Source organism: Brachybacterium squillarum M-6-3, from assembly GCF_000225825.1.
Lineage (GTDB): Bacteria > Actinomycetota > Actinomycetes > Actinomycetales > Dermabacteraceae > Brachybacterium > Brachybacterium squillarum.
On record NZ_AGBX01000001.1, the window covers coordinates 202,304 to 228,249 of the forward strand.

The following is a 25,946-nucleotide window of genomic DNA, read 5'->3' on the forward strand; positions in this document are numbered from 1 at the left end:
CTCAGCCCTCCTCGGCCCGCAGCTGGACGTGCTGCTCGGCGGTCGTGAAGCCCCAGCGCTCGTACAGGGCGAGCGCGGGGGCGTTGTCGCCCTCGACGTACAGCTCGACGCCGGGCACGTCGCGGTCCGCGAGGCGCTGCAGGGCGGTACCCAGCAGGTGCCCGGCCACGCCCTGCCCCTGCGCGGCGGGGGCGGTGGCGACGACGTAGATCTCCGCCGCGGCGCTCTCGGCGGTGCGCTTGGTCCACACGGCGCCCAGCAGCTCGCCCTCGTGGCGGGCCAGCAGCAGGTCCTCCGGGTCGAACCAGGGCTCGGCCAGGCGCCGGTCGAGGTCGGCGCGGGTGAGGGCGCCCTGCTCGGGATGGTCGGCGAACGCGCTCGCGTTCAGCGCGAGCCAGTCCTCCGCGTCCCGCTCGACCTCGAAGGTGCTGATCCGCAGGTCCGCGAGCCGGGGGGCGGGCACGGGCGGCAGGGGGTGCTCGGCGCCGAGCTGACGGTGCAACACCAGCAGTCGCCGCACCTCGGTGAGGCCCTGGGCCTCCAGGAACGCCAGGGAGGCCGGGAGGGCGCCGTGCGCCCAGACGCCGGCGTCCGACCGGTGGGCGAGGGCGGCCCGCAGCAGGGCGGTGCCGTGGCCGCGGCGACGGTGGTCCGGGTGGACCATGCCCTGGGTGGTGCCATCGGCCAGCACGCCGGCGTAGCCGACCAAAGAGACATCCTGCTCGGTGTCCTGCTCGATCAGGAGGTGGTGGGCGCCGGGGCCGGCGAGGGCGAGGCGGGCCGCCTCGTCCAGCGGGGCGACCCCGTCGTGGGTGGTCGCGGCCTCCAGGAGCGCGCCCACGGCGCCGCGGCGATCCGCGGTGAGGGCATCGGTGGTGATCATGAGGTCCTTCCCGACGCGATGCGCCGCCATCACCAGCGGACTCGTAGACTGCCACTGTAGCGCCGACGGACACCCCCGTCGGACGCCGCGGGACCCGCCGCGATCACGGCGCCCGCGGACCGACCGGCCCGCCCGTCGACGAAGGAGGCCCCATGACCGCTCCCGAGCGCGCGCCGCTCGGAGCCGCCCTGGCGCTCCTGCTCACGGTGATCACCCTGACCGGCCACCTCTCCCCGCTGCTGATGGCGATCGCCGTCGCCCTGGTGGGGCTGATGGTGGGCCTGGCCTGGCCTGCGCTGCTGGAGCTGCCCTCCCCGCTGGGCACCCGGATCGTGGTCTCCGCCGCGGGCGCCGCCTCGGCCCTGATCACGGTGCTGGCCCCCGAGCGGATCTCCCCGGTCACCGGCATCCTCATCGTCTGCGCGGGCGGCGTGCTGGCCTCCTTCATCCACCAGATGTGTCGTCCGGTGCGCGACGGCCTCACCGCCTCCCTCACCGGCACCGTGGCGGGCGTGTTCGTCACCTCCCTCGGGGCCAGCTGGGTGATCGCGCAGTCCCAGGTGCAGGTGGAGGGCATGTCCTGGCTGGTCACCGCCGTCGCCGCGGGTCTCGCCGCGACCCTGCTGATCGACGCGACGCCCCTGCCCACGGTCGTCCGCTTCGTCCTCGCGGTGCTCGCGGGCGCCGGGACCTGCCTGGCGTTGACGACGCAGCTGGGCGGGCTGGACGGGCTGGACCTGCTGCCCGGGGTGGTGCTGGGCCTGGTCGTGGCCGTCGGGGCGAGCTGTACGCACCTGCTGCTGGGCTCGACCCTGGTCTCCCGCCGCCCCGGCCCGACGCTCGCGGTCGCCGCCGGCCCCGTCGCCACCGTCGGCGTGGTGGCCCTCCTGGCCGTCACCCTTCTCCTCTGAGGCCCGTCCGAGCCGGACCCCGCGACCGCTCACCAGCCCGCGCGGAGCGCCGCCGCGGCGGGCGATCCCCGATAGACTGCCGCCATGTCTTTCCTCTCCCTCTTCTTTCTGGGCCTCGTGGTGCTGGTCGGTGTCGGCACGCTCGCCTTCACCGTGCTGGTGATCCGCCGCCTCTTCGACCGCTGAGCAGGCGCTGATGCCGATCACGCTCGACCCCTCCCTCCCCGAGTCGCTGTACCCGCTGGCCTGGCTGATGGGCACCTGGCGCGGCGAAGGTGCCCTGCACCGCCCCGGCGACGACGCCGGGGACCGCCGCATCGAGCAGGAGCTCACCTGCACGGCGCGCGAGGACGGCACGATGTCCTGGACCTCCCTGGTCCACCTCGTCGACACCCCCGCTCCCATCCCGCCGACCAGCTCCTTCGCCAAGAAGGACGCCCCGGCCCCCGCCGATCCCGGCACCGGCCAGCGCTCCCTGCTGCTGCGCGAGACCGGCCTCTGGACCGTCGGCGAGCCGCTGCCCGGCCAGGACCTCGAACGGGCCCGCCAGGCCAAGCCGGGCGACCCCGAGGGCGTGGTCTCCTACGGGCTGAGCGCCGTGCTGGGCAGCGAGGGCGTGGAGCACGAGTGGGCGGGCGAGGTCCGCGGCCCCCGCATCCAGCTCGCCCGCCAGGGCTCCGGCCCGGGCTCCCCGGTCGCCGACACCCGCATGTTCGGCTACGTCGGCGGTCGCCTGATGTGGCTGTGGGAGCGCGCGCCCGAGCAGGCCACCGCGAACACCGGTGAGGAGGCCGCCGACTGGCCCGGTGCCGGCCTGGTCCCCTACCTCTCGCTGGAGCTCGACCGTGTCTGAGCCGGTGACCCCGGAACCCCGGGATGTCTCCCCCCTGCTGCGCCCCTCCGCGGTGCTCGGCGAGGGCCCCGACGCCGCCGTGCCCGAGCATTACGGCGCCCCCCTGCGCGAGCAGCGCCGTCTGCTGCGCGGCCGCGCCGTGGTGGACCTCGGCCAGCTCGAGGTGCTCGAGGTGTCCGGCCCCGAGGCCCGCTCCTGGCTGACCACCGTCACCTCCCAGGTCCTCACCGGGGTGCCGGTCGACAGCTCGCTCAGCCTCGCCGTGCTGTCCCCGCAGGGCCGGGTGGAGCACCTGGCCTCCGCGGTGGTCGCCGCCGAGGAGACCGTGCTGCTGGTGCTCGACGCCGGCGCCCGCGCGGGCCTGCGGCGCTACCTGGAGATGATGCGCTTCGCCGCCCGGGTCGAGATCCCCGACCGGGACGACCTGCGCGTGCTCGGGGCGACCGCCCCCGCCGCCGAGGTGCTGCCCGAGCTGGGCCTGCCGGAGGCCGCGGCCGTCTGGGCCGAGGACTGGCCGAGCGTGGCGCCGGGCGGCGTGGCCTACGGGCCCGACCCCGGGGACGCCGTCGCCACCGTGCTCACCCTGCTGCCCGCCGCGGAGCTGGCCGCGCTCCCCTGGCACGGTGAGCACCTGGCCGGGATGTCCTCCTGGGAGGCCGTGCGGATCGCCTCCCATCGCGCCCGCTTCGGCCGCGAGGTCGACGAGCGCTCCATCCCCCACGAGCTGGACCTGCTCCGCACCGCCGTGCACACCGCCAAGGGCTGCTATCGCGGCCAGGAGACGGTGGCGAAGGTGATGAACCTGGGCCAGCCGCCGCGGCGCCTGGTGATGCTGCACCTGGACGGCTCGCAGGACGTGCCCGTGCGGCCCGGCGGCGAGGTCCGCCTCGGGGGCGGAGAGGGCACCGGCGGGAAGGTCGTCGGCACCGTCACCTCCACCGCGCTGCACGCCGACCTCGGCCCGATCGCCCTGGCCGTGGTGCGCCGCGCCGTGCCGATCGAGGCGGAGCTGGCGGTCGCGGTGCCCGTGACCACGGCCGACGGCGCGCAGGACGCCGTGTGGCTGGACGCCTCCCAGGAGGCCGTGGTGCTGCCGCGCGAGCACGGGCAGCGCCCGTCCACCGCCAAGCTCTGACCGCCGCCGCGCCGGGCCCCGATCCCGCCCGGCGTCCGGTGAGCCGGGAACCTCCCGGGCCGGTGCACGCCCCTCACGATCCCTCCACCTCGTCGCGCCCCGTTCGTCGGGGGTGGCTGGGATGATGGACGGCATGGAGGGCAGCACACCGTCATCGCAGCGATCCGGGACCGGCAGCAGCCGGGACGAGGTGATCGCCGCCCAGCAAGCGGCGCTGCAGGCGTCCCGTCGGCGCGAGCACGAGCAGGCCACTGCCCTGATCCGGGAGGCCGTCGCCCGCTGGCGGGAGGCCGGCATCGAGCCCCGCCCGCTGCGGGCCCTCCCCATCGGGGGCGGCCGCCCCGTGCGCACGTCCCTCACCGGCTGGTACCTCAAGCCCGACCGCACCCTCGCGGTGGACGCCGCGGCGAACTTCTATCTGATGCGGGTGGACGGGGGCCTGGGCGCCCGCCTGCGCGGCGCCACCCCGGAGCCCGCCGAGGCGCCGCTGGTCGTGGGCCGCGGCGCCCGCGACGGGGAGACCATCGACCTGGCGGAGCTGCTGGAGCGTCGTACCCAGGACCCGGTGATCGGATGAGCACCGGACCCGTTCCCACCTCCACCGCCGCCCTGCCGTTGGGCGAGCGGCTGCGCAGCGGGGTGCGCCGTCGTCTCTCCGACGGCTTGCGCCGCAGCCGCCGCGACAGCATCTCCATCGGCCGTGCCGCCGTCGCCGCGGCGCTGGCCTACTTCGTGGCGAGCCTGCTGTGGGGTCACCAGTACCCCTTCTTCTCCGCCATCGTCGCCTTCATCATCATCGGCTTCGGCACCGAGAAGAAGGTGCGCAAGGTGGCCGAGCTGGCCGTCGGGGTGATGCTCGGCGTGCTCATCGGGGAGCTGGCCCGCGCCACGATCGGCTCGGGCACCTGGCAGATCGCGGTGGTGGTGATCGTGGCGGGGCTGATCGCCCGCTTCATCGACCAGAGCGTGCTGCTGGGCTTCCAGATGTCCATCCAGTCGCTGCTGGTGATGATCATGCCGGTCACCCCCACCATGACCCCCGGCGGACGGGTGCTGGACGCCCTCACCGGCGTCACCGTCGCGATCGTCGTGTACCTGCTGCTCTCCGGCGACCCGCGCAAGGTGCAGCGGCGCGCCGCCCGCTCCTTCTACCGGGAGCTGGAGAACACGCTGGTCTCGCTGGCGCTCGCGGCCCGCACCGGGGACGCGAGCGTCTCCCGCGCGGCGCTGCGCAGCATCCGCGCCAGCTCGCAGGGATTCACCGACGAGTGGCGCACCGCGAACGACGCCGCCGACGAGCTCGCCTCCTACTCCCCCACCGGGCTTCGCCACGCCGACGACATCCAGCGCCTGCAGCACCTGCTGGTGGGCTCGGACCGGGCGATGCGCAACATCCGGGTGATCGCCCGCACCGAGACCGAGTTCCTGGACGCCGTGGACGGCGACCCCCACACCACGCTGGCCGACGCCCTGGTGGCGGCGCGCGACGCGGTCGGGGAGCTGCGCCGTGCCGTCGGCCACGACGAGGTGGACTTCACCGCGGCCCGCCGCGCCCTGCGGCTGTTCACCGCGTACCTCACCCCCGAGCTGCTGCTGAAGAACGACAAGGGGCTGCGCCCGGGCAGGGCCGGCCACTTCGAGGGCGTGAGCCTGGTGATCCAGCTGCGCGCCCTCGCGATCGACATGCTGCAGGCCACGGGCCTGGACCCGGCCGACGCCAAGCGCTTCCTGCCCAGCCTGCTGGTGGCCGCCGACGGCGACACCATCGGCCCGCGCCCCATGACCCAGGAGATGGCGGCGGTCGAGCCGCCTGCCACCACCCAGGCGCTCGAGCTGCTGATCACCGACCGCTCGGACCCCTCCCGGCGCCGCTGAGACGGCGCCCGCCGCGGGCGCCGTCCCGTCCACCGGGCTCGCAGGGGAGCAACGACGGCCCCGGTACGCTGGCGGGATGCTGATCGCCGCCATCCAGACGTGGATCTTCGCCGTCCTCGCCCTCGCCCTGTTCGCGGTGGAGGTGTGGGCGCTGGTGAACGCGCTGCGCTTCCGGGCCGACGCCTACGTCGCCGCGGGCAAGCGCACCAAGGGCTTCTGGGGCGCGCTGACGGGTCTGGCCGTGCTGCTGGGCTTCCTGTCCCTGCCCTACCCCCTGGGCTCCGGCAGCCCCTCGCTGCTGTTCATGCTGGGCGGGATCATCATCGCCGGCATCTTCCTGGCCGACGTGCTGCCCGCGCTGAAGCGGGTCATGGGCCGCGCCGCCGGCAACCGCTGGTGACGCCCGACCACTCCGCCTGACCGCGCCGTCCCGTCGGGCCGGCCGTCGCGTCGCGGCCTCTCCGCCCACGGCTGCTGACGGAGAAAGGGATACCGGTGTGCAGCCGAGCCCCGTGAGGGGTTCGTTGCACACCGGCATCCCTTTCTCCGTTGCCGCCCCGCGGCGGTGCCGCGGGGCTCAGCTGCCGATCAGGCGGTCGGGGAGGTGCCCGCCGAGCGCAGGTTCTCGCAGGCGTGGGCCACGCGGGCGGCCATGCCGGCCTCGGCCTTCTTGCCCCAGGCGCGGGGGTCGTAGGCCTTCTTGTTGCCGACCTCGCCGTCGACCTTCAGCACACCCTCGTACTCCTCGAACATGTGGCCGGCCACGGGGCGGGTGAAGGCGTACTGGGTGTCGGTGTCGATGTTCATCTTGATGACGCCGTTGTCCACGGCCTCCTGGATCTCCTCCAGGGTGGAGCCGGAGCCACCGTGCATCACCAGGTCGAAGGGCATCTCGGTGCCGTACTCCTCACCCACGGCCTTCTGGATGTCCAGCAGGATCGAGGGGGTGAGCTTCACGTTGCCCGGCTTGTACACGCCGTGCACGTTGCCGAAGGTCAGCGCGGTCAGGTAGCGACCGTTCTCGCCGAGGCCGAGGGCCTTGGCGGTCTTGAGGCCGTCCTCGGGGGTGGAGAACAGCTTGGACTCGTCGACGTCCGCGGAATAGCCGTCCTCCTCGCCGCCGACGACGCCGACCTCGATCTCGAGGATCTTCTTGGCCTCGGCGCACTTGGCGAGCAGACGCTGGGCGATCTCCAGGTTCTCCTCGACCGGGACCGCGGAGCCGTCCCACATGTGGGACTGGAACAGCGGGTTCAGGCCCTTCTTGACGCGGTTCTCGAGGTCCCACTCGATGAGCGGCTCGACCCAGCTCTCGAGGTTGCCCTTGGCACAGTGGTCGGTGTGCAGGGCGACGGTGATCGGGTAGTTGTCGGCCACGGCGTGCACGAACTCGGCGAGCGCGATGGAGCCGGCCACGCGGTCCTTCACGGTCGACCCGGAGAGGTACTCGGCGCCGCCGACGGACACCTGGATGATGCCGTCGGAGCCGGCATCGGTGAAGCCCTGCAGCGCCGCGATCGCGGTCTGGGAGCTCGAGACGTTCACGGCCGGGTAGGCGAACTTGCCCTCCTTGGCCCGGTTGATCATCTCGACGTACTGATCGGGGGTTGCGACTGCCATCTGGCATTCTCCTTCGCTGGCGAGAGGTACGGGGACGACTCCCGGCGCGGGGCGCCGGGACGGGTCGTGCGTCCGGGTTCATTGTTCCACAGGGCACATGGGTGGCCCGTGCCCGAGGTCCCGTCGTGGACGGCCCCGCAGGGTCAGCGCAGCGGGCCCTCCGGCAGCGCCGCGTGCTGGCGCACCCAGGTGTGCATGGCGATGGCCGCGGCGGCGGCCACATTGATGGAGCGGGTGGAGCCGAACTGGGTGATCCCCACGACGAGATCCGCGGCCGCGACCAGCTCGGGGCTGAGGCCGGGGCCCTCCTGCCCCATCACCAGCACCGCGTCCCGCGGCAGGGTCACGTGCTCGATCGGGAGGGCGCCCTCGACGAGGTCCACGGCCACCAGGGGCCGCCCCTGCTCCCGGGCCCAGGCGACGAGAGCGGCGGCGTCGGGGTGGTGGATCTCGTGCTGGTAGCGGTCGGTGACCATGGCCCCCCGGCGGTTCCAGCGGCGACGGCCGACGATGTGGAAGGCACCGACGGCGAAGGCGTTGGCGGTGCGCACGATCGAGCCGATGTTCGCATCGTGCTCGAGGTTCTCGATGGCGACGTGGAGCTCGTGGCGGCGGGTGTCGAGCTCGCCGACGATCGCCTCGCGCCGCCAGTAGCGGAAGCGGTCCTCGACGTTGCGGCGGTCCCCCTCGGCCAGCAGGCGCGGGTCCAGCCGCGGGTCCTCGGGCCAGGGCTCGGGGTGGGGGCCGACCCCCACCTCCCGGGACTGCGGACCGTGCTGGTCGTCCCGGGGCGCGGTCATCGGGGCTCCCCCTCACCGACGGGCTCCGGCCGCTCGGGGTCCGCGGCGGCCCGGCGGAGGGCGTCGTCGGGGTCGGGCAGGCCGAGGGCGCGGCGTCGCCGCTCCCGTCGGACCAGCTTCACCACCGTCCAGACCGCCAGCAGGGCGATCACCGCGTACGCGAGGCGGGAGAGGGTGTCGGTCCAGGGCTCGATCACGGTCCAGTTGCTGCCCAACAGGTAGCCGGCACTCACGAAGATGGTGTTCCAGATCGTGCTGCCGGCGAGCGTGAGCAGGGAGAACACCCCGAACGGTATCGCGTACAGCCCGGCGGGGATGGAGATCAGCGAGCGCACGCCCGGCACGAAGCGGCCCAGGAAGATCCCGGCGCGGCCGTGTCGCTCCATCCAGCGCACGGTCGCGTCGTAGTCGTCGACGCTGAGCAGCGGCAGCCGCAGGAACAGGGCCCGCAGCCGTTCCGGGCCGAGCGCGCGGCCCAGGCCGTACAGCAGCCAGGCCCCGCCCATCGAGCCGGTGACGGAGGCCGCGAGCATGCCGAGGTAGGTGGCCTCGCCGCTCGCGGCGGCGACCCCGGCCAGCGGCAGGATCACCTCGGATGGGATCGGCGGGAAGACGCCCTCGAGCAGGATCAGCAGCGCGACGCCAGGCTCACCGAGGCGCGCCATCACGGCGAGGGCGAACTCGACCAGGTTCATGGGGCGCCTCCTCGGGGCACGGGGGTCGGACCGGCTCATCGTAGGGCCGTGATCCGGGAGGTCCCCCGGCGCACCCCGGGTATCCCCGGACACCGCCCAGGACCTCCACATCTGCGTCTACTCTGCGGGCATGACCTTCAACCCCGACGCCGAGATCCGTTCCGGCAACACCGGCCGCGCCGGCTCCCGCATGCCGGGCGGCCAGGGAATCGCGATCGGCGGGGGCGGCGGCTGCCTGCTGCTGGTCGTGATCGTGCTGTACACGCTGCTGGGCGGGAACCCGCTGACACTGCTGGAGGGGTCGACCGGATCGGGCGGCTCCACCTCCCAGGGACCGCTGAAGGCCTGCGAGGACGGGGCCGACGCCAACGCCCGCGACGACTGCCTGGTGCAGGCCACCATCGAGTCCGCCGACTCGCTGTGGTCGACCCTGGCACCGGAGGCCGGCATCGACTTCGCCGAGCCGCAGGCCCTGCTGTTCGAGGACTCGGTGCAGACCGGCTGCGGCGGCGCCACCTCCGCCGTCGGCCCCTTCTACTGCCCGGCGGACACCACCATCTACCTGGACACCGACTTCTTCGGCTCCCTGCAGGCGCAGTACGGCGCCGACGGCGGGCAGCTGGCCAAGATGTACGTGGTGGCGCACGAGTACGGCCATCACGTCCAGAACCTCGACGGCACCATGGAGCGGATCGACCGCTCCGGCACCGGCCCGCAGTCCGACGGGGTGCGGCTGGAGCTGCAGGCCGACTGCTACGCCGGCGTGTGGGCGCACCACGCCTCCCCCACCACCGACGAGGCGGGGGTGACGATGCTGGAGCCTCTCACCGAGGCGGACATCGACTCGGCGCTCTCGGCGGCCTCCGCGGTGGGCGACGACCACATCCAGGCGGAGGTCTCCGGCGGCGAGGTGCAGCCGGAGAGCTGGACCCACGGCTCCTCCGAGCAGCGTCGCGGCTGGTTCCTCACCGGCTACGAGCAGGGCACCGTCGCCTCTTGCGACACCTTCTCCGCCGCCGAGGTATGAGCCCCCGCGCGGCGGGCGGCGCTCAGATCTCCAGCTCGTCGATGTCGTAGGCGGACAGGTAGCGGTACCCGGCCTCCTCGACGGCGCGACGGGAGGCCTCGGCGCGGTGGACGATCACGGCGACCGCGGCGATGTCGGCCCCGGCCTCGGTCAGGGCCTCGCAGGCGGTGAGGACGCTGCCGCCGGTGGTGGAGGTGTCCTCGACGGCGAGCACGCGGCGCCCGGCGACGTCCGGCCCCTCGATGCGGCGCTGCAGGCCGTGGGCCTTGTTGGCCTTGCGCACCACGAAGGCGTCCAGCGGGTCCGCGCCCTCGGCGGCGGAGGCGTGCAGGATCGCGGTGGCGACCGGGTCGGCGCCCAGGGTGAGCCCGCCGACGGCCTCGATGCCGGGCACCAGGCCCTCGGAGCGCAGCAGGTCCCGCATCACGCGCCCCACCAGCGGGGCGGCCTCGTGGTGCAGGGTGATGCGGCGCAGGTCCACGTAGTGGTCGGCCTCGACCCCGGAGGAGAGGGTGACACGGCCGCGCACCACGGCGAGGTCGCGGATCAGCTCGCGCAACCGCTCGCGGTCGGCGGCGGCCTCGGGACGGGGTGCGGGGAGGGTCTGCTCGCTCATGCCCCCAGGGTAGAGGCCCGGACGCTCACTCCTCGTCCTCGCGCTGCCAGGGGGCGCGCAGTGTCTTGCGGGAGGCACGACGGCGGGCCTTCAGCACGGCCCGCTGCCGCATCCGGTGGTACCAGTTCGGGGAGGTCAGCGCCCGCACCACGGGGCGCGGGGCGATCCGGGAGACCTCCCCGGCGGTGCGGTACTTGACCGAAGGGATGGACAGCACGGTGCCCTTGGCGGCGTCCTTGAGGGCCTGCTCCACCACGTAGGGCGCCTTCAGCCAGGTGACCCGCGGCAGGCCCTCCATGTTCATCGCCGCCCGCTCGTGGAACTCGGTCTGCACGAAGCCGGGCAGCAGCGCGGTGGCGGTGACGCCGGTGCCCTGCAGCTCCATCGCCAGGGACTCGGTGAACACGGTGACCCAGCTCTTGGAGGCGGCGTAGGGGCCGGCGGTGGTGTAGCCGGCAAGGGAGGAGACGTTGATGATGGCGCCGCGGCGGCGCTGCACCATCGAGCAGGAAGCCGCGTGGCTGAGCACCAGCACCGCCCGCATCAGGGTGTCGAGCTGCTTCTCGTGGTCGGCGATCCCCACCTCGAGGAAGCCGCCGCGCAGCCCGTAGCCGGCGTTGTTCACCAGCAGGTCCACAGGGGCGACGGGATCGGTGAGGCGGGTGGCGACCTTGTCCAGCCGTGTCCGGTCGGAGAGATCGGCGGGCAGCACCTCGATCTCGACCTCGTGGACGTCGCGGATCTGCTCGGCGACGGTCTGCAGGCGCTCCTCGTCGCGGGAGACCAGCACCAGGTCGTGCCCGGTGCCGGCGAGCTGCCAGGCGAACTCCAGGCCGAGCCCCGTGGTGGATCCGGTGACGAGTGCGCGAGCCATGGGCCGAGTGTAGGACTCCTCGCGCGGGGCGATGGGCGGTCCCTGGATCTCGTGTCGGGGCCGGCCCGTAGGATCGGCGCATGCGCATCGCGACCTGGAACATCAACTCCCTGCGGGCCCGGACGGAGCGCGTGGTGGCCTTCCTCGAACGCCACCAGGTGGACGTCCTCGCCCTCCAGGAGATCAAGGCCAAGCCCGCCCAGCTCGACCTGGCGCCGCTCGAGGCGGCGGGGTACGAGGTCGCCGCCCACGGCCTGAACCAGTGGAACGGGGTCGCACTGATCTCCCGGGTGGGCCTGGACGAAGTGCAGCGCGAACTGCCGGGCGTGCCCACCTGGCCGGAGGAGGACGGCGTGGTGGAGGCGCGGGCGCTCAGCGGCGTGGTCGGCGAGGGCCTGCGGATCTGGTCGCTGTACGTGCCCAACGGACGCGAGCTCGACCATCCGCACTACGGCTACAAGCTGCGCTGGCTCGAGGCGCTGCGCGCCGAGGGCGAGCGCGAGCTGGCCGCCGACGAGGACGCCCTGGCGGTGTTCGTGGGCGATTTCAACGTGGCCCCGCAGGACGAGGACGTGTGGGACATGGCGGCCTTCGAGGGGAAGACCCATGTCACCGGTCCCGAGCGGGCGGCCTTCCGCGCCGTGGTCGAGGAAGGCTTCGCCGACGTGGTGCGCCCCGAGCATCCCGGCCCCGGCGTGTACACCTACTGGGACTACCAGGCACTGCGCTTCCCGAAGAAGGAGGGCATGCGGATCGACTTCGTGCTCGGCTCCCCCGCCGTGCAGGGCGCCGTGACGGGGTCCTTCATCGACCGTGAGGAGCGCAAGGGCAAGGGCGCCTCGGACCACGCGCCGGTGGTGGTGGACCTCGACCTCTGAGGTCGCGGGGCCGTCGGAGGTCGCGGCGAAACCGGAGATCGCGCGGCGGACCGGAGCAGAACGGACTCGAGCAGGGCAGACAGAAAGAGCGGCGGCACGGGGTCCGTGTCGCCGCTCCTGACGAGCCTCTGCATCGGGATCAGGCGTGTTCCTCGTGATGGCTTCCGTGGCGCTGTCGACGCCTGGAAGCCGGTCCGTTGCGGGGACCAGTCGCACGTGGGTTCCGATGCCGGTATTCGTCGTTGTGCAGATCACACTACGCCCGCCGGTGGGGTCGCGCAAGGGGTCGACGCGAGTGGTCCGCCATGTCCGTTCCTCCCCATCCGGGTGTCGTCCACCGCGGACCCTGAGACACTCGTCCGGGTGCCGGATCCCCGCCACGATGGCTGGCATGACCAGCAGATCCGCTCCTGACTCCCCCGGCCCGCGGGGCTGGGTGAGCCGTCCGCGCGACGCCGCACCGGCCGCCGTGCCGCCGCGGGATCCCGCGAGCTTCCCCCGGGCCGGCGAGGCCGACGTCCCCCGGATCCGCTGGCACGGCGGGGACGGTGAGCTGGCCGCCCTGCTGGCCGATCATGCGACGGCCGCGGGCCTGCGGGTGACCACCGGGGGCGGTGAGGTGGTCGCCGAGCTGGCCGAGGCCGCGGGGCTGACGGAGCTGCACCTGCCCGAGGGTTCGGCACCGCTGGTGGTGCTGGCCCCGGACGGGCCCGTGCCCGATCGGAGCTGGGATGCGGCGCTGCGGCTGGGTGCCCTGGCCCTGCTGCGGCTGCCGTCGGAGTCCGAGGTCCTGCTGGGTCTGCTGGCCGACCTGGCCCGGCCCCGCGACCGGGCCCTCGTCATCGGGGTGGCCGGCGGCTGCGGCGGGGCCGGGGCCTCGAGCCTCGCCGCCCGGCTGACGGCCGCCGCCCGCGCGCAGGGACCGGTGACCCTGGTGGATGCCGACCCGCTCGGTGGGGGCCTGGACGTGCTGGTGGAGGAGCCGTGGCACGGGGGCCTCGGCTGGGACGAGGCCGCCGCCCTGGGCGCCGAGGATGCAGAGGCCCTCGGGCGCGGTCTGCTCCGGGTGGACGAGGTGGCGCTCCTGGTCGCCGGCCGAGGCGCGGGCGCCGACGCCGAACGTCTGGCCCGGGTCCTGCCCGCCCTGGCCGCCCGGGGCGGCACGGTGGTGGTGGATCTGGCCGTGGAGCTGGTGCCGGCGGCCCGGCCCGAGCTGGACCGGCTGCTGCTGGTCGTGCCCGGCACCGACCACGCCGTGGCGGCGGCCCGACGCCGCCTGGGGGCGTGGCGCCTGCCCGCCGGGCTGGCCGAGGTGGTGGTGCGCCGCGGCGGACCGCTCGCCCCGCGGGAGGTCGCGGAGGATCTCGCCCTGTCACTGGCCGGGGCGTTCCGCGACTCCGCCCCCGGGGTGGTACCGCTGCTGGACGTGCAGCGCGGTGGGGCGGACCGCTGCTGCCGGGCGCTGCTGCGCGAGGCGCGGGGCGGTGACCGACCGTGAACGGGGCACCGGAGGAGGCATCGCTGCTGGAGCGGGTGCGCGCGGACCTGGTGCGACATCCGGGGGCGGTGGACGTGGCGCGCGTGTCCCGGCTGCTGCGGGAGGCCGGGCAGGTGGTCGGGGCGGGCGCGATGCTGGACCTCACCGCCCGGCTGCGGGATCACGTGGAGGGCCTCGGTCCGCTGCAACCGCTGGTCGCCGAGGGCGTCACCGATCTGCTGGTCAACGGCGACGGCACGGTCTGGGTGGAGGACTCCACCGGGCTGCGTCGCGACGCGCTGCGCCTGCGCCCGCAGGAGGCCCGCGAGCTGGCCGTGCGTCTGGCGACGGCCGGGGGTCGGCGCCTGGACGACGCGGTGCCCTGGGCCGATGCGCACCTGCCCTCGGGCATCCGCCTGCACGCGGTGCTGCCGCCGCTGTCCCCCGCCGGCACCGTGATCTCCCTGCGCCTTCCGGGTGGCCAGCGACTGGACCTGGATGCGCTGCAGCGTCGCGGCGCCTTCCCGGGGGCGGCGCGCCAGGTGCTGGACGCCCTGGTGGCGACCCGTGTGCCCTTCCTCGTGACCGGCGGCACCGGGACCGGGAAGTCCACCCTGCTGGCGGCGCTGCTGGCCACGGTGCCGCACCGGGAGCGGATCGTGGTGGTCGAGGACGTGCTCGAGCTGGAGGTCGACCATCCGCACGTGGTCCACCTGCAGTCCCGGCACGCCAACAGCGAGGGCGCGGGCGGGGTGGACCTCACCGTGCTGGTGCGCCAGAGCCTGCGGATGCGACCGGACCGGATCGTGCTCGGCGAGTGCCGCGGCGGCGAGATCCGGGAGCTGCTGCAGGCGCTGAACACGGGCCACGAGGGCGGCTGCGGCACGGTGCACGCGAACCGGGCACGGGACGTGCCGGCCCGGCTGGAGGCCCTCGGCGCGCTCGGCGGGCTGGATCGTGCGGCCCTGGCCGCGCAGGCGGCGAGCGCCCTGGCGGTGGTGCTGCACCTGGACCGGGAGGGCGGCGTGCGACGCCTGCGGGAGGTGGCGCTGCTGGAGCGCGACCCGCAGGGACTGCTGGCGGCCCGCACCGCCCTGGACCTCGGGGCGGACGGCCAGCGGCCCGGCCCGGCCTGGGAGGAGCTGCGCGGGCGGCTCGGTGTGCCGCTGACGGAGGCGCCGGGACCCGCGACGGCCGCGGATGCGCGCACGGCGTCCGTCGCCGCCCCCGCGGATGATGCCTCTGCGCAGGTTCCTGTCGGGGTCGCGGTGCCCGCCCGCCACGGGAGGCGGGCGGCATGAGCGCGGTGCTGATCCTGCTGGCCGTGGCCGGGGTGCTGCTCTGGGTGCTCGCCCCACCGGCCCCCGCTCCTGCGCCGTCCTCGCCGAACCCCGTCCGCCGCGCCTCCCCGGCGGGGACGCTGGACGTGGCGCGGCTGGTGGAGCGGCTCGCGACGGTGCTCGGCACCGGGGCGGGACTGCGACGGGCGTGGGCGGCCGTGGCGCGTTCCCTGCCCGAGGGGGAGCTCGCCGAGCTGGCCCGCGGCGCCGCCGGGGGCAGCGGTGCCCGCCGTGCCGCCCCGCCGCGACTGCGGGACACCCCGATGATCTGCTCCCTCGATGCCGCCCTGGTGGTCTGCGACCGCACCGGGGCGCCCACCGCGACGGTGCTGACCTCGCTCGCCGCGGCCCTGCGCGACCTGCACGCGGCCGCCGGGGCGCGGCGCACGGCCTTCGCCGGGCCGCGGTCGACGGCTCGCATCCTGCTGGTGCTGCCGCTCGTGGGTCTCGGCCTCGGCGCCCTGCTCGGGGGCGACCCGCTCGGCGTGCTGCTGGGCACCGCCCCGGGTCGCCTGCTGGGCCTGCTGGGCGTCGCCCTCACGGTGGCCGGATGGGTGTGGATGCGCCGACTGCTGCGCCGGGCCGATCCGCCGCGGACGGCCCGCGTGGATCCCTCGGTGCTGCTGGATCTGGTGGCGGGCGCGCTGGCCTCCGGCCTGCCCCTGGCGGCGGCCTGCTCCGCGGTGGCCGCGGCCCTGGATCCCGGCCCCGACCGGACCGCCCTGGACCGCCTGGCACGTGCCCTGCGCGCCGGGGTGCCGGCCCCGCAGGCCGCCGATCCCCTGCCTGCGGACCTGCGGGGGCTCGGCGAGTCCGCCGCTCTCGCCGAGGAGTCCGGGGCGGACCTCGCCGGGGTGCTGCGCTCGGCCGCGCGGGACCTGCGCCGCGACCGCGCCCGCCAGGCCGAGGAGGCCGCCGCCCGGCTCGGGGTGTCCCTGGTGCTCCCGACGGGTATCACCCTGCTGCCGGCCTTCGTCGTGCTCGGCATCGTCCCCACCGTCGCCTCCCTGCTCGGCGGCACGATCGCCCTGGTCGGTGCCTGATGCGTGCCTCCGCTGTGCGCCCCGTCCTCGCGGAAGCCGCCACCCCGACGTCCTCCCTGACATCCCCGTCCTCCCCCGGACCCGCGACCACCGGGAGATCCCCGGTGGGCGGGCCGAGACCGGCCCGCCCCGGGCGGACCTGCCGCCCATCCCGGGCGGCAGCGCCGCCCCCGAGAAAGGAGGACCCCATGTCCCTCACCCTCACCCGCCTGCGCACCCGTCTCGCCGCCGCCCTGCGCGACGAGACCGGTGCCTCCACCGCGGAGTACGCCATCACCGTGCTCGCCGCCTGCGGCTTCGCCGCGGTGCTGGTGGCGCTGCTGGCCTCCGGGGAGGTCCGCGAGCTGCTGATGGGCATCATCACCTCGGCCCTGTCGAAGGGGTCGTGACCGCCCGGCGTCCCCGCTCCTCCCGGCTGTGGGAGGAGCGGGGCTCCGCCACCGCGGAGACGGCGATCGTGCTGCCCGTGGTGGTGACGATGGTGCTGGTGGTGCTGCTGGCCGGCGGCGCGATCGGGGCCCAGGTGCGGCTGGAGAGCGCCGCCCGCGGGGCCGCCCGGGAGCTGGCCCGCGGGGAGGACGAGTCCGCCGCCGCGGCGGTGGCCGAGCGCCTCGGCGGGTCCGGCACCACCATCACGGTGAGGGTCCAGGGCGAGTGGGTGCGGGTCGAGGCCCACCGCAGCCTGCGCCTGGCCTCCCCCGCCGTCGGCTCCGCCACCGTGGGCCTGCTCGCCGACGCCGAGGCGCGGCGGGAGCCGCAGCTGCTCGACGCCCGGGCCGGACCGACGGGAGGTGCGCCGTGAGCACCGGCGCCGCCGGGGTGCTGGCCTGGACCGGGGCGATGATCACCGCCCTGGCCGGGCTCGGCCTGCTGGGCACCGGGCTGCTCGCCGAGTCCCGCGCGGAGACCGCCGCGGACCTCTCCTCCCTCGCCGCCGCCGACGCGCTGGCCACCGGCTCCGCCGACCCCTGCGCCGTCGCCCGGGAGGCCGCGGCCCGCAACGACGCCGTGCTGCACGCCTGCGAACGCCGGGAGTGGGACGTGCTGGTGCGCATCGAGGTCGATGCCGGCGTGCTCGGCACCGCCACCGCGCGCTCCCGCGCCGGCCCCGGTCCCGAGCAGCGGCCCGGGTCGGAGCCGTGACGGTGGGCGACGGGCACGGTCGCCGAGCCCGGCTTCCGCGGGGTGAGTCCTCCCGGTCAGGCGGTAGCGGGCTCCGGTGTCAGCTCGCCCAGCAGCACCCGCGCCCAGACCTTGGACAGCGGCTCGTTGCCGTTGCCGCATTTCGGGGAGACCACGCAGGCCGGGCAGCCGACCGCGCAGGGGCACTCGTCGATCATGTCCGCGGTGGCGCGCAGCCAGGCAGCCGCGTCCTGGCAGCCACGCTCGGCGAAGCCGGCCCCGCCGGGCGCGCCGTCGTAGACGAAGATCGTCGGCTCCCCGGTGTCCTCGTGCTGCGCGGTCGAGACCCCGCCGATGTCCCAGCGGTCGCAGGTGGCCAGCAGCGGCAGCATCGAGATCGCAGCGTGCTCGGCGGCGTGCAGCGCCCCCGGCAGCTCCTCCCCCGGGATCTCTGCGGCGTCCGTGCGCTCCCGCGGCACCACCCACCACACGGCCTTCGTGGTCAGGGTGCGCGGCGGCAGGTCCAGGGAGTGCTGGGCGAGCACGGCCTGCGTGAACACGTCCCGCACCTGGTAGCCGGTGACCTGGTCGGTGACGTCCACGGTGCCGAAGCACAGCCGCACCCCGCCCGCCCAGGGCACCTCGGAGTCGGTCTGGCGGATGCGGATGGAGGAGGTGGACTGCGGGTGGGTGGTGTGCAGCGGGTCCTCCCGGTGCACCATCGCCACCGCCTGCTCCGTGTCCAGGTGGTCCACCACGTAGCTGCGGCCCTGATGGAGGTAGACGGCGCCGTCGTGCACCTGGGTGTCGGCGCTCGCGGCGTCGACGGTGCCCAGCAGCGTCCCGCTGCCGCTCTCCACGATCCGCACCGGCTCCCCGCCGCTGCCGCGCAGGTCCGTGAGGTCGTGGGCGGACTGCGAGAGCGTCCAGTACCAGCCGCCGGGCCGGGCCCGCAGCACCCCGCGCGCGGCCAGGGTGCCCAGCAGTTCGCGCGCGGTGGGCCCGAAGATGCCCTCCTCCCCGTCCTTGATGGCCAGCTCGGACGCCGCGGCGCACAGGTGCGGCGTCATCACGTAGGGGTTGGCGGGGTCGAAGACTGCCGCCTCCACCTCGGCGCCTAACACTGTCTCGGGATGGTGGACGACGTAGGTGTCGAGCGGGTCCTCGCGCGCCACGAACAGGGCCAGCGCCCCGCCGCCGGCGCCGCCGGCGCCGCGCCGGCCGGCCCGGCCCATCTGCTGCCACAGGGAGGCCCGGGTGCCGGGCCACCCGGCGACCACCACGGCATCCAGGCCGGCGATGTCGATGCCCAGCTCCAAGGCATTCGTGGAGGCCAGGGCCCGCAGCTCCCCGCTGCGCAGATCGTCCTCGAGGCGGCGCCGCTCGGCGGCCAGATACCCGCCGCGATAGGCCGCGACCCGCCCGGCGAGATCGGCGAGCGCCCCGGAGTGCTCCTCCTCGGCGCGCTGGGACAGCATCCGCCGGGCGGTGCCCGAGACCAGCTCGGCGCCGCGGCGGGAGCGGGCGAACACGAGGGTCTGCACGTCCTCGGCCACCAGGTCGGCAAGCAGCGCTCCGGCCTCGGCGGTGGCGGAGCGGCGCAGCATCTCCTCGCGGCCGGACCCCGCGGCCCCGCCGGTGCTCCCGGTGCCGCCGATGTCCGCGGTGCCGCCGGAGCCCGCGATATCACCGGTGCTCTCCGTGCCGTCAGCGGCGGTTCGAGAATCGTGCCCCGCCTGCTCGGGGCGACCGTCCACCACGGCGCCGCGGGTGCCGGGCTCCCACAGCCCCACGGTGAGTCCGGCGCGCGGGGAGCCGTCCTCGGTGACGGCCTGCACGTCGCGGCCGATCAGGCGGGAGGCGGAGAGCTCGGGGTGGGCGGTGGTCGCGGAGGCCAGGATGAAGGTGGGCTCGGCGCGGTAGTGGGCGGCGATCCGACGCAGGCGGCGCATCACCAGCGCCACGTGGGAGCCGAAGACGCCGCGGTAGCTGTGGCACTCGTCGATCACCACGTAGCGCAGCGCCCGGAAGAAGCTGGCCCACTGCTCGTGGCCGGGCAGGATCCCGAAATGCAGCATGTCGGGGTTGGTCAGCACCACGCTGCCGTGACGGCGGATCCAGCGGCGCTGCTCGCTGGGGGTGTCCCCGTCGTACACGGCCACCCGGGCGTCGCGGATGCCCGCACCGTCTGCCATCGCGGTGATGTTCGTGAGCTGGTCCGCGGCGAGCGCCTTGGTGGGAGAGAGGTACAGGGCGGTGGCTCGGCGCGCGGTGGGGTCCAGCTCCCGGGTCCCGACGGCGCTGAGCAGCGGCAGCAGGTAGGCCAGGGACTTGCCGGAGGCGGTGGCGGTCGCCAGCACCACGTCCTGCCCGGCCTGGGCCAGCTCGGCGGCCTGCTGCTGATGGGTCCAGGGCGCGGTGATGCCGCGGGCGGCCAGGTGCTCGCGCAGCCGCGGGTCGGTCCACGCCGGGAAGCTGCCGCGACGGCCCTCGCGCGCGGGCCGGCGCTCCACGTGGGTGAGGCAGCCGCGACGGGTGAGGGGTTCGCCGAGGGCGCGCAGCAGCTCCTCGGCCCGACCCTCCTGCATGCGGTTCCCCTCGTGGCGATGGCGTGGTGACCCCGGGCCCCCGGGAGTCACGGCCCCGGGGGCGCGCCGACGCGCGGGGGCGCGGGGTGCGACGCAGTTCTCGCGCGCCGTGCGGTGCCGCTCAGCACCGCTCCAGCACGCCTGCGGCACAATCGTAGCCATGCACCCCGACACCCCAGCGGCGCCCCCCGGCCTGGACCCGGCGCTGCTCGACGCCCTCCGCCGCGACCTGCGCGCCGCGGAGTACACCGTCGAGGCCGCCGAGGCGCTGTACGGCGAGATGGCCTCCGAGGCCCTGCGCCGCGAGAACCCGATCCCGGCCCGGCGCCGGCTGCGCGGCCTGACCACCCCGCTGGCGACCCTGCTGAGCGTCTTCACCCTCGGCGCGGCCGCCCCGCACTCCCGGCTCGCCGCCGCGCTGCCCACGCTGGGCGTCGCGGGCGCCGTCTCCCTCGGGGTGCTGGCCGTCGTGCCCGCCGCGGACCCCGCCCCGGGCGAGGACCTCGCCGCGGGCGATCCGGTGGACGACCCGGACCCGCTGCTGCGCGCCACCATCGACCTCTCCCCCTACGCTGCCCGCGACGACGCCGGTGAGATCGCCTGGTGGATCGCCTCGGACCTCTCCGAGCTGGCCACGGGGAACACCCTGCACCCCGAGCACGTGCTCGGCGTCGGCGGCGCCTCCCTCACCCTGGCCCGCCTCACCCCGCGCGAGCGCGTAGGCCGGGTGCTGGACCTCGGCTGCGGCGGCGGCATCCAGGCCCTGCACGCGGCGCGCCACGCCGAGCACGTCGTCGCCACCGACCTCTCCGAGCGGGCACTGGCCTTCGCCGCCTTCAACGCCGCGCTGAACGGGCTGGAGATCGAGCTGCGGCAGGGCTCCCTGCTGGAGCCCGTCGCCGGGGAGACCTTCGACCTGGTCATCTCCAACCCGCCCTTCGTCATCACCCCGCGCCGCGCGGAGGACCCTGAGGGCACGAAACATTCCGGGGGCTGGACCTACCGCGACGGCGGCCGCACCGGCGACACCCTGCTGGCCGAGCTGCTCGCGCAGCTGCCCGCGCACCTGGCCCCCGGCGGCCGCGCCGTGATGCTCGGCAACTGGGAGATCGCCGCCGGTGCCCTCGGGAACGACGGAGCCGCCGACGCTGACGTCGACCCCGAGGCCGACGCCCCGGCCTGGGCCGCCCACCCCCGCGCCTGGCTCGAGCCCGCGCGGGAGGCCGGGGTGGACGCCTGGGTGATCCAGCGCGAGCGCGAGGACCCCGCCCGCTACGCCGAGACCTGGGCCCGCGACGGCGGCGTCACCGAGCGCGACGCCGCCTGGACGGAGCTGCAGGAGGCCTGGCTGGAGGACTTCGCGGCCCGCGACGTGGCCGGCATCGGCTTCGGCTACCTGCTGCTGCAGCGACCCGCCGAGACCACCCGCCCCGCCGTGCTGCGCACCGAGGAGGTCACCGGCACGGGCACCGGGACCCTGGCCACGCACCTGTGGGAGGGCATGGGAATGATCCAGGCCCTGGCGTCGTGGGACGACGAGGCCCTGGAGGCCGCACGACCGGTCCGCGCCGCCGACGTGGTCGAGCGCCGCCACCTCACCCCCGGCGAGGTCGACCCCATGCTCATCGAGCTGGTGCAGGGCGCGGGCTTCGCCCGCAGCGTGCCGGCGGACCAGGTGCTCGCCGCGACGGTGGGCGCCCTGGACGGCACCCTCACCCTCGGACAGGTCGTGGGCGCCGTCTGCGCCCTGACCGGGGACGACACGGAATCCGCCCGGCAACGGGTGAACGGACGACTGCGAGAACTGATGATCACGGGGATGGTGCACCGATGAGGGGACGCGAGCGAGCAGGCCGCGAGTCCTGGGACGAGCAGGGGCAGGACCCCACGGCCGACCAGGCCGGACCGACCGAGGCCTACGCCACCGGCGAGGGCGCGGCCGAGGATCCGACGCGCCCGTACCCGGCCGGCTGGGACCGCGGCCCCGAGCAGGTCGACCCGCAGGGACACCGCGAGCACCCCGACTACGCCGAACGCCAGGCCGCCGCCGAGCAGCAGGGCCGGGTCGGACAGGACGAGGCCGGCTGGCAGGACCCACAGGGTGACGACCAGCAGGCCTATGACCAGCAGTGGCACGGCCAGCAGGGCGTCGATCCGCAGTACACGGACCCCGGCTACGCCGACCCGCAGTACGCCGAGCCGCAGTACGCGGAACCGGGCTACGCCGGCTACCAGCCGCAGGACGCCCCGCTGCCCGAGGAGCCCCAGCGGGTCAAGGCCCGCGGCGGCATCCTGCGGGCGCTGGTCGCGCTGCTGGCGAGCGCCGCCTGCGTGGTGGGCATCGTCTACCTCGCCCGCCTCGCCGTCGGCACCCCCGCCGGGCAGCGCCTGGACCAGCTCATCCTCACCGGCGCCCAGGGCGACACCGGGCAGGTCACCGAGTGGGCCGAGCTGGCGGTGACCACCGTCAGCGTGCCGGTCGTGGCCGGCGTGCTGGCCCTCGCCGCCGTGATGGTGCTGCTGCGCGGCAAGCCCGGCCTGCTGATCCCGCTCGTGGTCCTCGTGGCCGGCGCGAACATCACCACCCAGGTGGTCAAGCACCTGGTGGTGGACCGTGAGGCGCTGACCTCCGGCGTCGAGGTCACCCCCAACTCCTTCCCCTCAGGCCACACAGCGCTCGCGGCCGCCGCGGCCGTCGCCCTGGTCCTGGCCTCCGGGCACCTGCGCTGGCTGCTCGCCCCGCTCGGCGCCGTCTGGACGGCCGCCGCCGGGGTGGGCACCGTCGTGGTGGGCTGGCACCGCCCCAGCGACGTCGTCGGCTCGATCCTCATCGTGGCCGCCTGGACCTTCCTGGTGCTCGCGGTCGACAACATCCACAGCCGCATCCGTCGCGGCCGCGGAGAGGTGCCCTCCGGCTGGGGCCGCCGCCGTCGCGGCATCCCCATGACCGGGGAGGCGCCGCGTACCAGCCTGATCGACGGCGGCATGGCGACGCTGCTGATCATCACGGGCCTCGCGGCCCTCGCCCTGACCGCCGTCACCGGTTCGGCCCTCTCCCTGCCGCTGGACCTCGAGTCCTCCGAGCAGCAGCGGGCGGCCTACCTCGCCACCTCCGCGCTGATCGCCGGCGGCACCGCCATCTGGTTCGCCCTGGTGCTCGTGCTCCGTGGCCCACAGGTCCGGAGGATGCCCGCACCGCGACGTGTACCGTGAGCAGTCGCCGGACCCCGGGGAGCGTCCGGCCCCCGCATCTCCCCCGCCCTGACCTCCCCGCTCAGGGCCCCGAGGACGCCGCCCCGGCGCGACTCGGAGAACCGATCCACGGCCGCGCCCGGCGCGGCGAGGAAGGACACGCACCGTGACTGGCCCGCGGCATCTCGTGATCGTCGAGTCCCCGGCGAAGGCCCGCACCATCGCCCGCTACCTGGGCGAGGAGTACGAGGTCCAGGCCTCCGTGGGCCACATCCGCGACATCCCGGTGCCGCGCGACCTGCCCGCCGAGATGAAGAAGGGCCCTTTCGGCCGCTTCGGCGTGGACGTCGACCACGGCTTCGAGCCGTACTACGTCGTCAGCCCCGACAAGAAGAAGACGGTCGCGGACCTCAAGAAGGCCCTCAAGGACGCCGACACCCTCTACCTCGCCACCGATGAGGACCGCGAGGGCGAGGCGATCGCCTGGCACCTGCTGGAGACCCTCAAGCCCAAGAAGTCCCTGCCCGTGAAGCGCATGGTGTTCCACGAGATCACCAAGGACGCGATCCTGGGGGCGCTGGAGAACACCCGCGAGATCGACACCCACCTGGTCGACGCGCAGGAGACCCGCCGCATCGTGGACCGCCTGGTGGGCTTCGAGCTCTCCCCGGTGCTGTGGCGCAAGATCAAGCCGAGCCTGTCCGCGGGCCGCGTGCAGTCCGTCGCCACCCGCCTGGTGGTCGAGCGCGAGCGCGAGCGGATGGCCTTCGTCGCCGCCGACTACTGGGACGTGACCGGCACCTTCGCCACCGAGGAGGGCCAGTTCGCGGCCAAGATCGCGACGGTCGACGGCTCCCGCGTGGCCACCGGCTCCGACTTCGCCGACGACGGCTCGCTGAAGAAGAAGGCCTCCGCGGCCACGGTGCTCACCGAGGAATCCTCCCGCGCCCTGGTCGCGGCCCTCGAGGACACCCCGGCGGAGGTCACGGGCCTCGAGTCGAAGCCGTACACCCGCCGCCCGGCGGCGCCCTTCACCACGTCCTCCCTGCAGCAGGAGGCCTCGCGCAAGCTGCGTCTGGGCGCCCGCCAGGCGATGCGGGTGGCGCAGTCGCTGTACGAGAACGGCTACATCACGTACATGCGCACCGACTCGGTGGCGCTGTCCGGCGAGGCCGTCTCCGCCTCCCGGGCGCAGGCCGCCGAGCTGTACGGCTCCCAGTACGTGCCGGACAAGCCGCGCTACTACCAGACCAAGTCGCAGAACGCGCAGGAGGCGCACGAGGCGATCCGTCCCGCGGGCGACCGCTTCCGCACCCCCGCGGACGTGGCCGGCCAGCTCAGCGGTGACGAGTTCCGCCTCTACGAGCTGATCTGGAAGCGCACCGTCGCCTCTCAGATGGCCGACGCCAAGGGCACCACCTCCACGGTGGAGCTGTCCCTGGCGGCGAACGACCGGGCCGCGACCTTCCGCGCCGCCGGCACCGTGATCACCTTCCGCGGCTTCCTGGCCGCCTACGAGGAGGGCCGCGACGCCTCCCGCTACGCGGAGGACAGCGACGACAAGCGCCTGCCGCAGATGACCGAGGGCCAGAAGCTCGACACCCGCGAGCTGGTGCCCGACGGCCACACCACCACCCCGCCGCCCCGCTACACCGAGGCCTCCCTGGTGCGGGCGCTGGAGGAGCGCGGCATCGGCCGCCCCTCCACCTACGCCTCCACGGTCGCCACCGTGCAGGACCGCGGCTACGTGCTGCGCCGCGGCACCGCCCTGGTCCCCAGCTGGGTCGCCTTCGCCGTGGTGCGTCTGCTGGAGGAGCACTTCGAGACCTACGTCGACTACGACTTCACCGCGCAGATGGAGGAGCAGCTCGACAAGATGGCCCGCGGCGACCTGGGCCGTGCCGCCTACCTGCAGGACTTCTACTTCTCCGACGGCGACGGCTCCCCCATCGGCCTGAAGCCGATGGTGGACGACCTCGGCGACATCGACGCCCGCGCCATCAACTCGATTGACATCGGCGAGGGCATCACCCTGCGGGTGGGCCGCTACGGCGCGTATGTGGAGAGAGCCGCACGCGACGAGAACGGCGAGCTGATCGAGGGCGCCGACCCGCAGCGCGCCTCCGTCTCCGACGAGGTCGCCCCCGACGAGCTGACGGTCGCGCTCGCCACCGAGATGCTGGAGCGTGCCAAGGACGACGGCCGGGTGCTGGGCACCGATCCGGACAGCGGTCACGAGATCGTCGCCAAGGACGGTCGCTTCGGCCCCTACGTCATCGAGGTGCTGCCCGAGGACCCGGAGGACAAGACCCCGAAGTCCAAGCGGCCCAAGCCCCGCACCGGCTCGCTGCTGAAGTCGATGGACCTGGCGACGGTATCCCTGGAGGACGCGCTGAAGCTGCTCAGCCTGCCCCGGGTGGTCGGCACCACCGAGGACGGCACCGAGATCACCGCCCAGAACGGCCGCTACGGGCCGTACCTGAAGAAAGGCTCCGACTCCCGCTCCCTGGAGAGCGAGGAGCAGATGTTCACGGTGACGATGGAGGAGGCGGAGAAGCTCTACGCGCAGCCCAAGACCCGGGGCCGCGCCGCCGCGAAGCCGCCGCTGAAGGAGCTGGGCACCGATCCGACCAGCGAGAAGCCGATCGTGATCAAGGACGGCCGCTTCGGCCCGTACATCACCGACGGCACCACCAACGTCTCCCTGCGCTCGAGCGAGTCGGTCGAGGAGATCACCCCGGAGCACGCGGTGGAGCGCCTCGCCGAGAAGCGAGCGAAGGGCCCCGCCAAGAAGCCCGCCGCCAAGCGGAGCACCACCCGGAAGAAGGCCTCGACGAGCCGATCCTCGTCCTGAGCTGGACGCACGCGATGGGGGCGGGGGTCGACAGACCCCCGCCCCCGTCGCCGGGTGGGACGGGCAGCGCGCCCGGTCTGCGACATCTCATGACCGTTTCACCGTGGGAATGACCGGATTCGCGCACTTTGGTCACGAGCCTGTATCGACGGCGCTCACGGCT

24 protein-coding genes are annotated in these 25,946 nt (G+C 74.7%); 17 read left to right on the forward strand and 7 right to left on the reverse strand.

Features of this window, described 5'->3' with window-relative positions; translation table 11 throughout:
• Position 1: 1 nt before the first annotated feature.
• Complete coding sequence (mshD, locus tag OM98_RS01030) at positions 2–883, reverse strand: mycothiol synthase (protein WP_029362609.1); 882 nt, start codon at positions 881–883, stop codon at positions 2–4.
• A 152-nt stretch (positions 884–1,035) separates the two neighbouring features.
• Between mshD and OM98_RS01035 the strand changes: the two genes are divergently transcribed.
• From OM98_RS01035 to OM98_RS01060, 6 genes are all read left to right on the forward strand, one after another.
• Positions 1,036–1,794 carry a hypothetical protein gene (locus OM98_RS01035; protein ID WP_010532698.1) on the forward strand — a complete coding sequence of 253 codons (759 nt, stop codon included), beginning with the start codon at positions 1,036–1,038 and terminating at the stop codon, positions 1,792–1,794.
• A 196-nt stretch (positions 1,795–1,990) separates the two neighbouring features.
• A complete protein-coding gene (locus OM98_RS01040) occupies positions 1,991–2,647 on the forward strand; it encodes a heme-binding beta-barrel domain-containing protein (protein WP_010532699.1) in 657 nt (218 codons plus the stop codon).
• A gap of 4 nt (positions 2,648–2,651) precedes the next feature.
• Positions 2,652–3,782, forward strand: coding sequence for a CAF17-like 4Fe-4S cluster assembly/insertion protein YgfZ (ygfZ, locus tag OM98_RS01045; protein WP_033194800.1), 1,131 nt, complete (start codon positions 2,652–2,654; stop codon positions 3,780–3,782).
• A gap of 133 nt (positions 3,783–3,915) precedes the next feature.
• Positions 3,916–4,359 carry a hypothetical protein gene (locus tag OM98_RS01050; protein ID WP_010532701.1) on the forward strand — a complete coding sequence of 148 codons (444 nt, stop codon included), beginning with the start codon at positions 3,916–3,918 and terminating at the stop codon, positions 4,357–4,359.
• Positions 4,356–5,657, forward strand: a complete 1,302-nt coding sequence (locus OM98_RS01055; protein WP_010532702.1) for an FUSC family protein — start codon at positions 4,356–4,358, stop codon at positions 5,655–5,657. Before OM98_RS01050 ends, OM98_RS01055 begins: the two co-directional genes overlap by 4 nt.
• A gap of 76 nt (positions 5,658–5,733) precedes the next feature.
• A complete protein-coding gene (locus OM98_RS01060; protein WP_010532703.1) occupies positions 5,734–6,057 on the forward strand; it encodes a DUF2516 family protein in 324 nt (107 codons plus the stop codon).
• A gap of 188 nt (positions 6,058–6,245) precedes the next feature.
• Here OM98_RS01060 and fbaA read toward each other — a convergent pair whose 3' ends face one another.
• The 3 genes from fbaA to OM98_RS01075 all read right to left on the reverse strand — a co-directional run bounded on the left by fbaA (position 6,246) and on the right by OM98_RS01075 (position 8,772).
• Positions 6,246–7,277 carry a class II fructose-bisphosphate aldolase gene (gene fbaA / locus OM98_RS01065; RefSeq protein ID WP_010532704.1) on the reverse strand — a complete coding sequence of 344 codons (1,032 nt, stop codon included), beginning with the start codon at positions 7,275–7,277 and terminating at the stop codon, positions 6,246–6,248.
• Positions 7,278–7,420: 143 nt separating this feature from the next.
• A complete protein-coding gene (locus tag OM98_RS01070) occupies positions 7,421–8,077 on the reverse strand; it encodes a TrmH family RNA methyltransferase (protein ID WP_010532705.1) in 657 nt (218 codons plus the stop codon).
• Positions 8,074–8,772 (reverse strand): DedA family protein, encoded by a 699-nt coding sequence (locus OM98_RS01075; RefSeq protein WP_010532706.1) that lies wholly within the window; start codon positions 8,770–8,772, stop codon positions 8,074–8,076. The genes OM98_RS01070 and OM98_RS01075 overlap by 4 nt, the downstream gene beginning before the upstream one ends.
• 130 nt (positions 8,773–8,902) lie before the next feature.
• Here OM98_RS01075 and ypfJ point away from each other — a divergent pair, with 130 nt between their 5' ends.
• Entirely contained in the window at positions 8,903–9,799 is an 897-nt protein-coding gene (gene ypfJ, locus OM98_RS01080) for a KPN_02809 family neutral zinc metallopeptidase (protein WP_010532707.1), read from the forward strand.
• Between the two features lie 22 nt (positions 9,800–9,821).
• Here the strand turns inward: ypfJ and pyrE are convergent, their stop codons facing one another.
• Positions 9,822–10,415 carry an orotate phosphoribosyltransferase gene (gene pyrE, locus OM98_RS01085; protein ID WP_010532708.1) on the reverse strand — a complete coding sequence of 198 codons (594 nt, stop codon included), beginning with the start codon at positions 10,413–10,415 and terminating at the stop codon, positions 9,822–9,824.
• 25 nt (positions 10,416–10,440) lie between these two features.
• Complete coding sequence (locus tag OM98_RS01090; protein WP_010532709.1) at positions 10,441–11,289, reverse strand: SDR family NAD(P)-dependent oxidoreductase; 849 nt, start codon at positions 11,287–11,289, stop codon at positions 10,441–10,443.
• Between the two features lie 80 nt (positions 11,290–11,369).
• Here OM98_RS01090 and OM98_RS01095 point away from each other — a divergent pair, with 80 nt between their 5' ends.
• The 7 genes from OM98_RS01095 to OM98_RS01125 all read left to right on the forward strand — a co-directional run bounded on the left by OM98_RS01095 (position 11,370) and on the right by OM98_RS01125 (position 17,170).
• Positions 11,370–12,167 carry an exodeoxyribonuclease III gene (locus OM98_RS01095; RefSeq protein WP_010532710.1) on the forward strand — a complete coding sequence of 266 codons (798 nt, stop codon included), beginning with the start codon at positions 11,370–11,372 and terminating at the stop codon, positions 12,165–12,167.
• A gap of 391 nt (positions 12,168–12,558) precedes the next feature.
• Positions 12,559–13,665 carry a CpaE-like family protein gene (locus OM98_RS01100; protein ID WP_010532711.1) on the forward strand — a complete coding sequence of 369 codons (1,107 nt, stop codon included), beginning with the start codon at positions 12,559–12,561 and terminating at the stop codon, positions 13,663–13,665.
• On the forward strand, positions 13,662–14,945 hold the full coding sequence (locus OM98_RS01105; RefSeq protein WP_010532712.1) for a TadA family conjugal transfer-associated ATPase: 1,284 nt from the start codon (positions 13,662–13,664) through the stop codon (positions 14,943–14,945). The genes OM98_RS01100 and OM98_RS01105 overlap by 4 nt, the downstream gene beginning before the upstream one ends.
• Positions 14,942–16,027: a type II secretion system F family protein gene (locus OM98_RS01110; protein WP_010532713.1), complete on the forward strand. Its 1,086-nt coding sequence runs from the start codon at positions 14,942–14,944 to the stop codon at positions 16,025–16,027. Before OM98_RS01105 ends, OM98_RS01110 begins: the two co-directional genes overlap by 4 nt.
• Before the next feature lie 188 nt (positions 16,028–16,215).
• The gene (locus OM98_RS01115; RefSeq protein ID WP_010532714.1) at positions 16,216–16,416 is read left to right on the forward strand and encodes a DUF4244 domain-containing protein; all 201 of its coding nucleotides are present in this window, start codon (positions 16,216–16,218) and stop codon (positions 16,414–16,416) included.
• Positions 16,413–16,829 carry a TadE family type IV pilus minor pilin gene (locus OM98_RS01120; RefSeq protein ID WP_010532715.1) on the forward strand — a complete coding sequence of 139 codons (417 nt, stop codon included), beginning with the start codon at positions 16,413–16,415 and terminating at the stop codon, positions 16,827–16,829. Before OM98_RS01115 ends, OM98_RS01120 begins: the two co-directional genes overlap by 4 nt.
• Entirely contained in the window at positions 16,826–17,170 is a 345-nt protein-coding gene (locus tag OM98_RS01125) for an Rv3654c family TadE-like protein (protein WP_010532716.1), read from the forward strand. Before OM98_RS01120 ends, OM98_RS01125 begins: the two co-directional genes overlap by 4 nt.
• 56 nt (positions 17,171–17,226) lie before the next feature.
• On the opposite strand, the gene OM98_RS01130 is transcribed toward OM98_RS01125, so the two are convergent.
• Entirely contained in the window at positions 17,227–19,737 is a 2,511-nt protein-coding gene (locus tag OM98_RS01130) for a DEAD/DEAH box helicase (protein WP_010532717.1), read from the reverse strand.
• 160 nt (positions 19,738–19,897) lie between these two features.
• Between OM98_RS01130 and OM98_RS01135 the strand changes: the two genes are divergently transcribed.
• The 3 genes from OM98_RS01135 (at position 19,898) to topA (ending at position 25,783) form a co-directional block, all read left to right on the forward strand.
• Positions 19,898–21,571: a DUF7059 domain-containing protein gene (locus OM98_RS01135; protein WP_010532718.1), complete on the forward strand. Its 1,674-nt coding sequence runs from the start codon at positions 19,898–19,900 to the stop codon at positions 21,569–21,571.
• Positions 21,568–22,950, forward strand: coding sequence for a phosphatase PAP2 family protein (locus OM98_RS01140; protein ID WP_010532719.1), 1,383 nt, complete (start codon positions 21,568–21,570; stop codon positions 22,948–22,950). Before OM98_RS01135 ends, OM98_RS01140 begins: the two co-directional genes overlap by 4 nt.
• A gap of 145 nt (positions 22,951–23,095) precedes the next feature.
• Positions 23,096–25,783, forward strand: a complete 2,688-nt coding sequence (gene topA / locus OM98_RS01145) for a type I DNA topoisomerase (protein WP_010532720.1) — start codon at positions 23,096–23,098, stop codon at positions 25,781–25,783.
• Positions 25,784–25,946: the final 163 nt, after the last annotated feature.

Coding starts and splice junctions, on each gene's coding strand:
- mshD (WP_029362609.1), bottom strand. CDS start 883: ATGATCACCACCGATGCCCTCACCGCGGATCGCCGCGGCGCCGTGGGC.
- OM98_RS01035 (WP_010532698.1), top strand. CDS start 1,036: ATGACCGCTCCCGAGCGCGCGCCGCTCGGAGCCGCCCTGGCGCTCCTG.
- OM98_RS01040 (WP_010532699.1), top strand. CDS start 1,991: ATGCCGATCACGCTCGACCCCTCCCTCCCCGAGTCGCTGTACCCGCTG.
- OM98_RS01050 (WP_010532701.1), top strand. CDS start 3,916: ATGGAGGGCAGCACACCGTCATCGCAGCGATCCGGGACCGGCAGCAGC.
- OM98_RS01055 (WP_010532702.1), top strand. CDS start 4,356: ATGAGCACCGGACCCGTTCCCACCTCCACCGCCGCCCTGCCGTTGGGC.
- OM98_RS01060 (WP_010532703.1), top strand. CDS start 5,734: ATGCTGATCGCCGCCATCCAGACGTGGATCTTCGCCGTCCTCGCCCTC.
- fbaA (WP_010532704.1), bottom strand. CDS start 7,277: ATGGCAGTCGCAACCCCCGATCAGTACGTCGAGATGATCAACCGGGCC.
- OM98_RS01070 (WP_010532705.1), bottom strand. CDS start 8,077: ATGACCGCGCCCCGGGACGACCAGCACGGTCCGCAGTCCCGGGAGGTG.
- OM98_RS01075 (WP_010532706.1), bottom strand. CDS start 8,772: ATGAACCTGGTCGAGTTCGCCCTCGCCGTGATGGCGCGCCTCGGTGAG.
- ypfJ (WP_010532707.1), top strand. CDS start 8,903: ATGACCTTCAACCCCGACGCCGAGATCCGTTCCGGCAACACCGGCCGC.
- pyrE (WP_010532708.1), bottom strand. CDS start 10,415: ATGAGCGAGCAGACCCTCCCCGCACCCCGTCCCGAGGCCGCCGCCGAC.
- OM98_RS01090 (WP_010532709.1), bottom strand. CDS start 11,289: ATGGCTCGCGCACTCGTCACCGGATCCACCACGGGGCTCGGCCTGGAG.
- OM98_RS01095 (WP_010532710.1), top strand. CDS start 11,370: ATGCGCATCGCGACCTGGAACATCAACTCCCTGCGGGCCCGGACGGAG.
- OM98_RS01100 (WP_010532711.1), top strand. CDS start 12,559: ATGACCAGCAGATCCGCTCCTGACTCCCCCGGCCCGCGGGGCTGGGTG.
- OM98_RS01110 (WP_010532713.1), top strand. CDS start 14,942: ATGAGCGCGGTGCTGATCCTGCTGGCCGTGGCCGGGGTGCTGCTCTGG.
- OM98_RS01115 (WP_010532714.1), top strand. CDS start 16,216: ATGTCCCTCACCCTCACCCGCCTGCGCACCCGTCTCGCCGCCGCCCTG.
- OM98_RS01130 (WP_010532717.1), bottom strand. CDS start 19,737: ATGCAGGAGGGTCGGGCCGAGGAGCTGCTGCGCGCCCTCGGCGAACCC.
- OM98_RS01135 (WP_010532718.1), top strand. CDS start 19,898: ATGCACCCCGACACCCCAGCGGCGCCCCCCGGCCTGGACCCGGCGCTG.
- OM98_RS01140 (WP_010532719.1), top strand. CDS start 21,568: ATGAGGGGACGCGAGCGAGCAGGCCGCGAGTCCTGGGACGAGCAGGGG.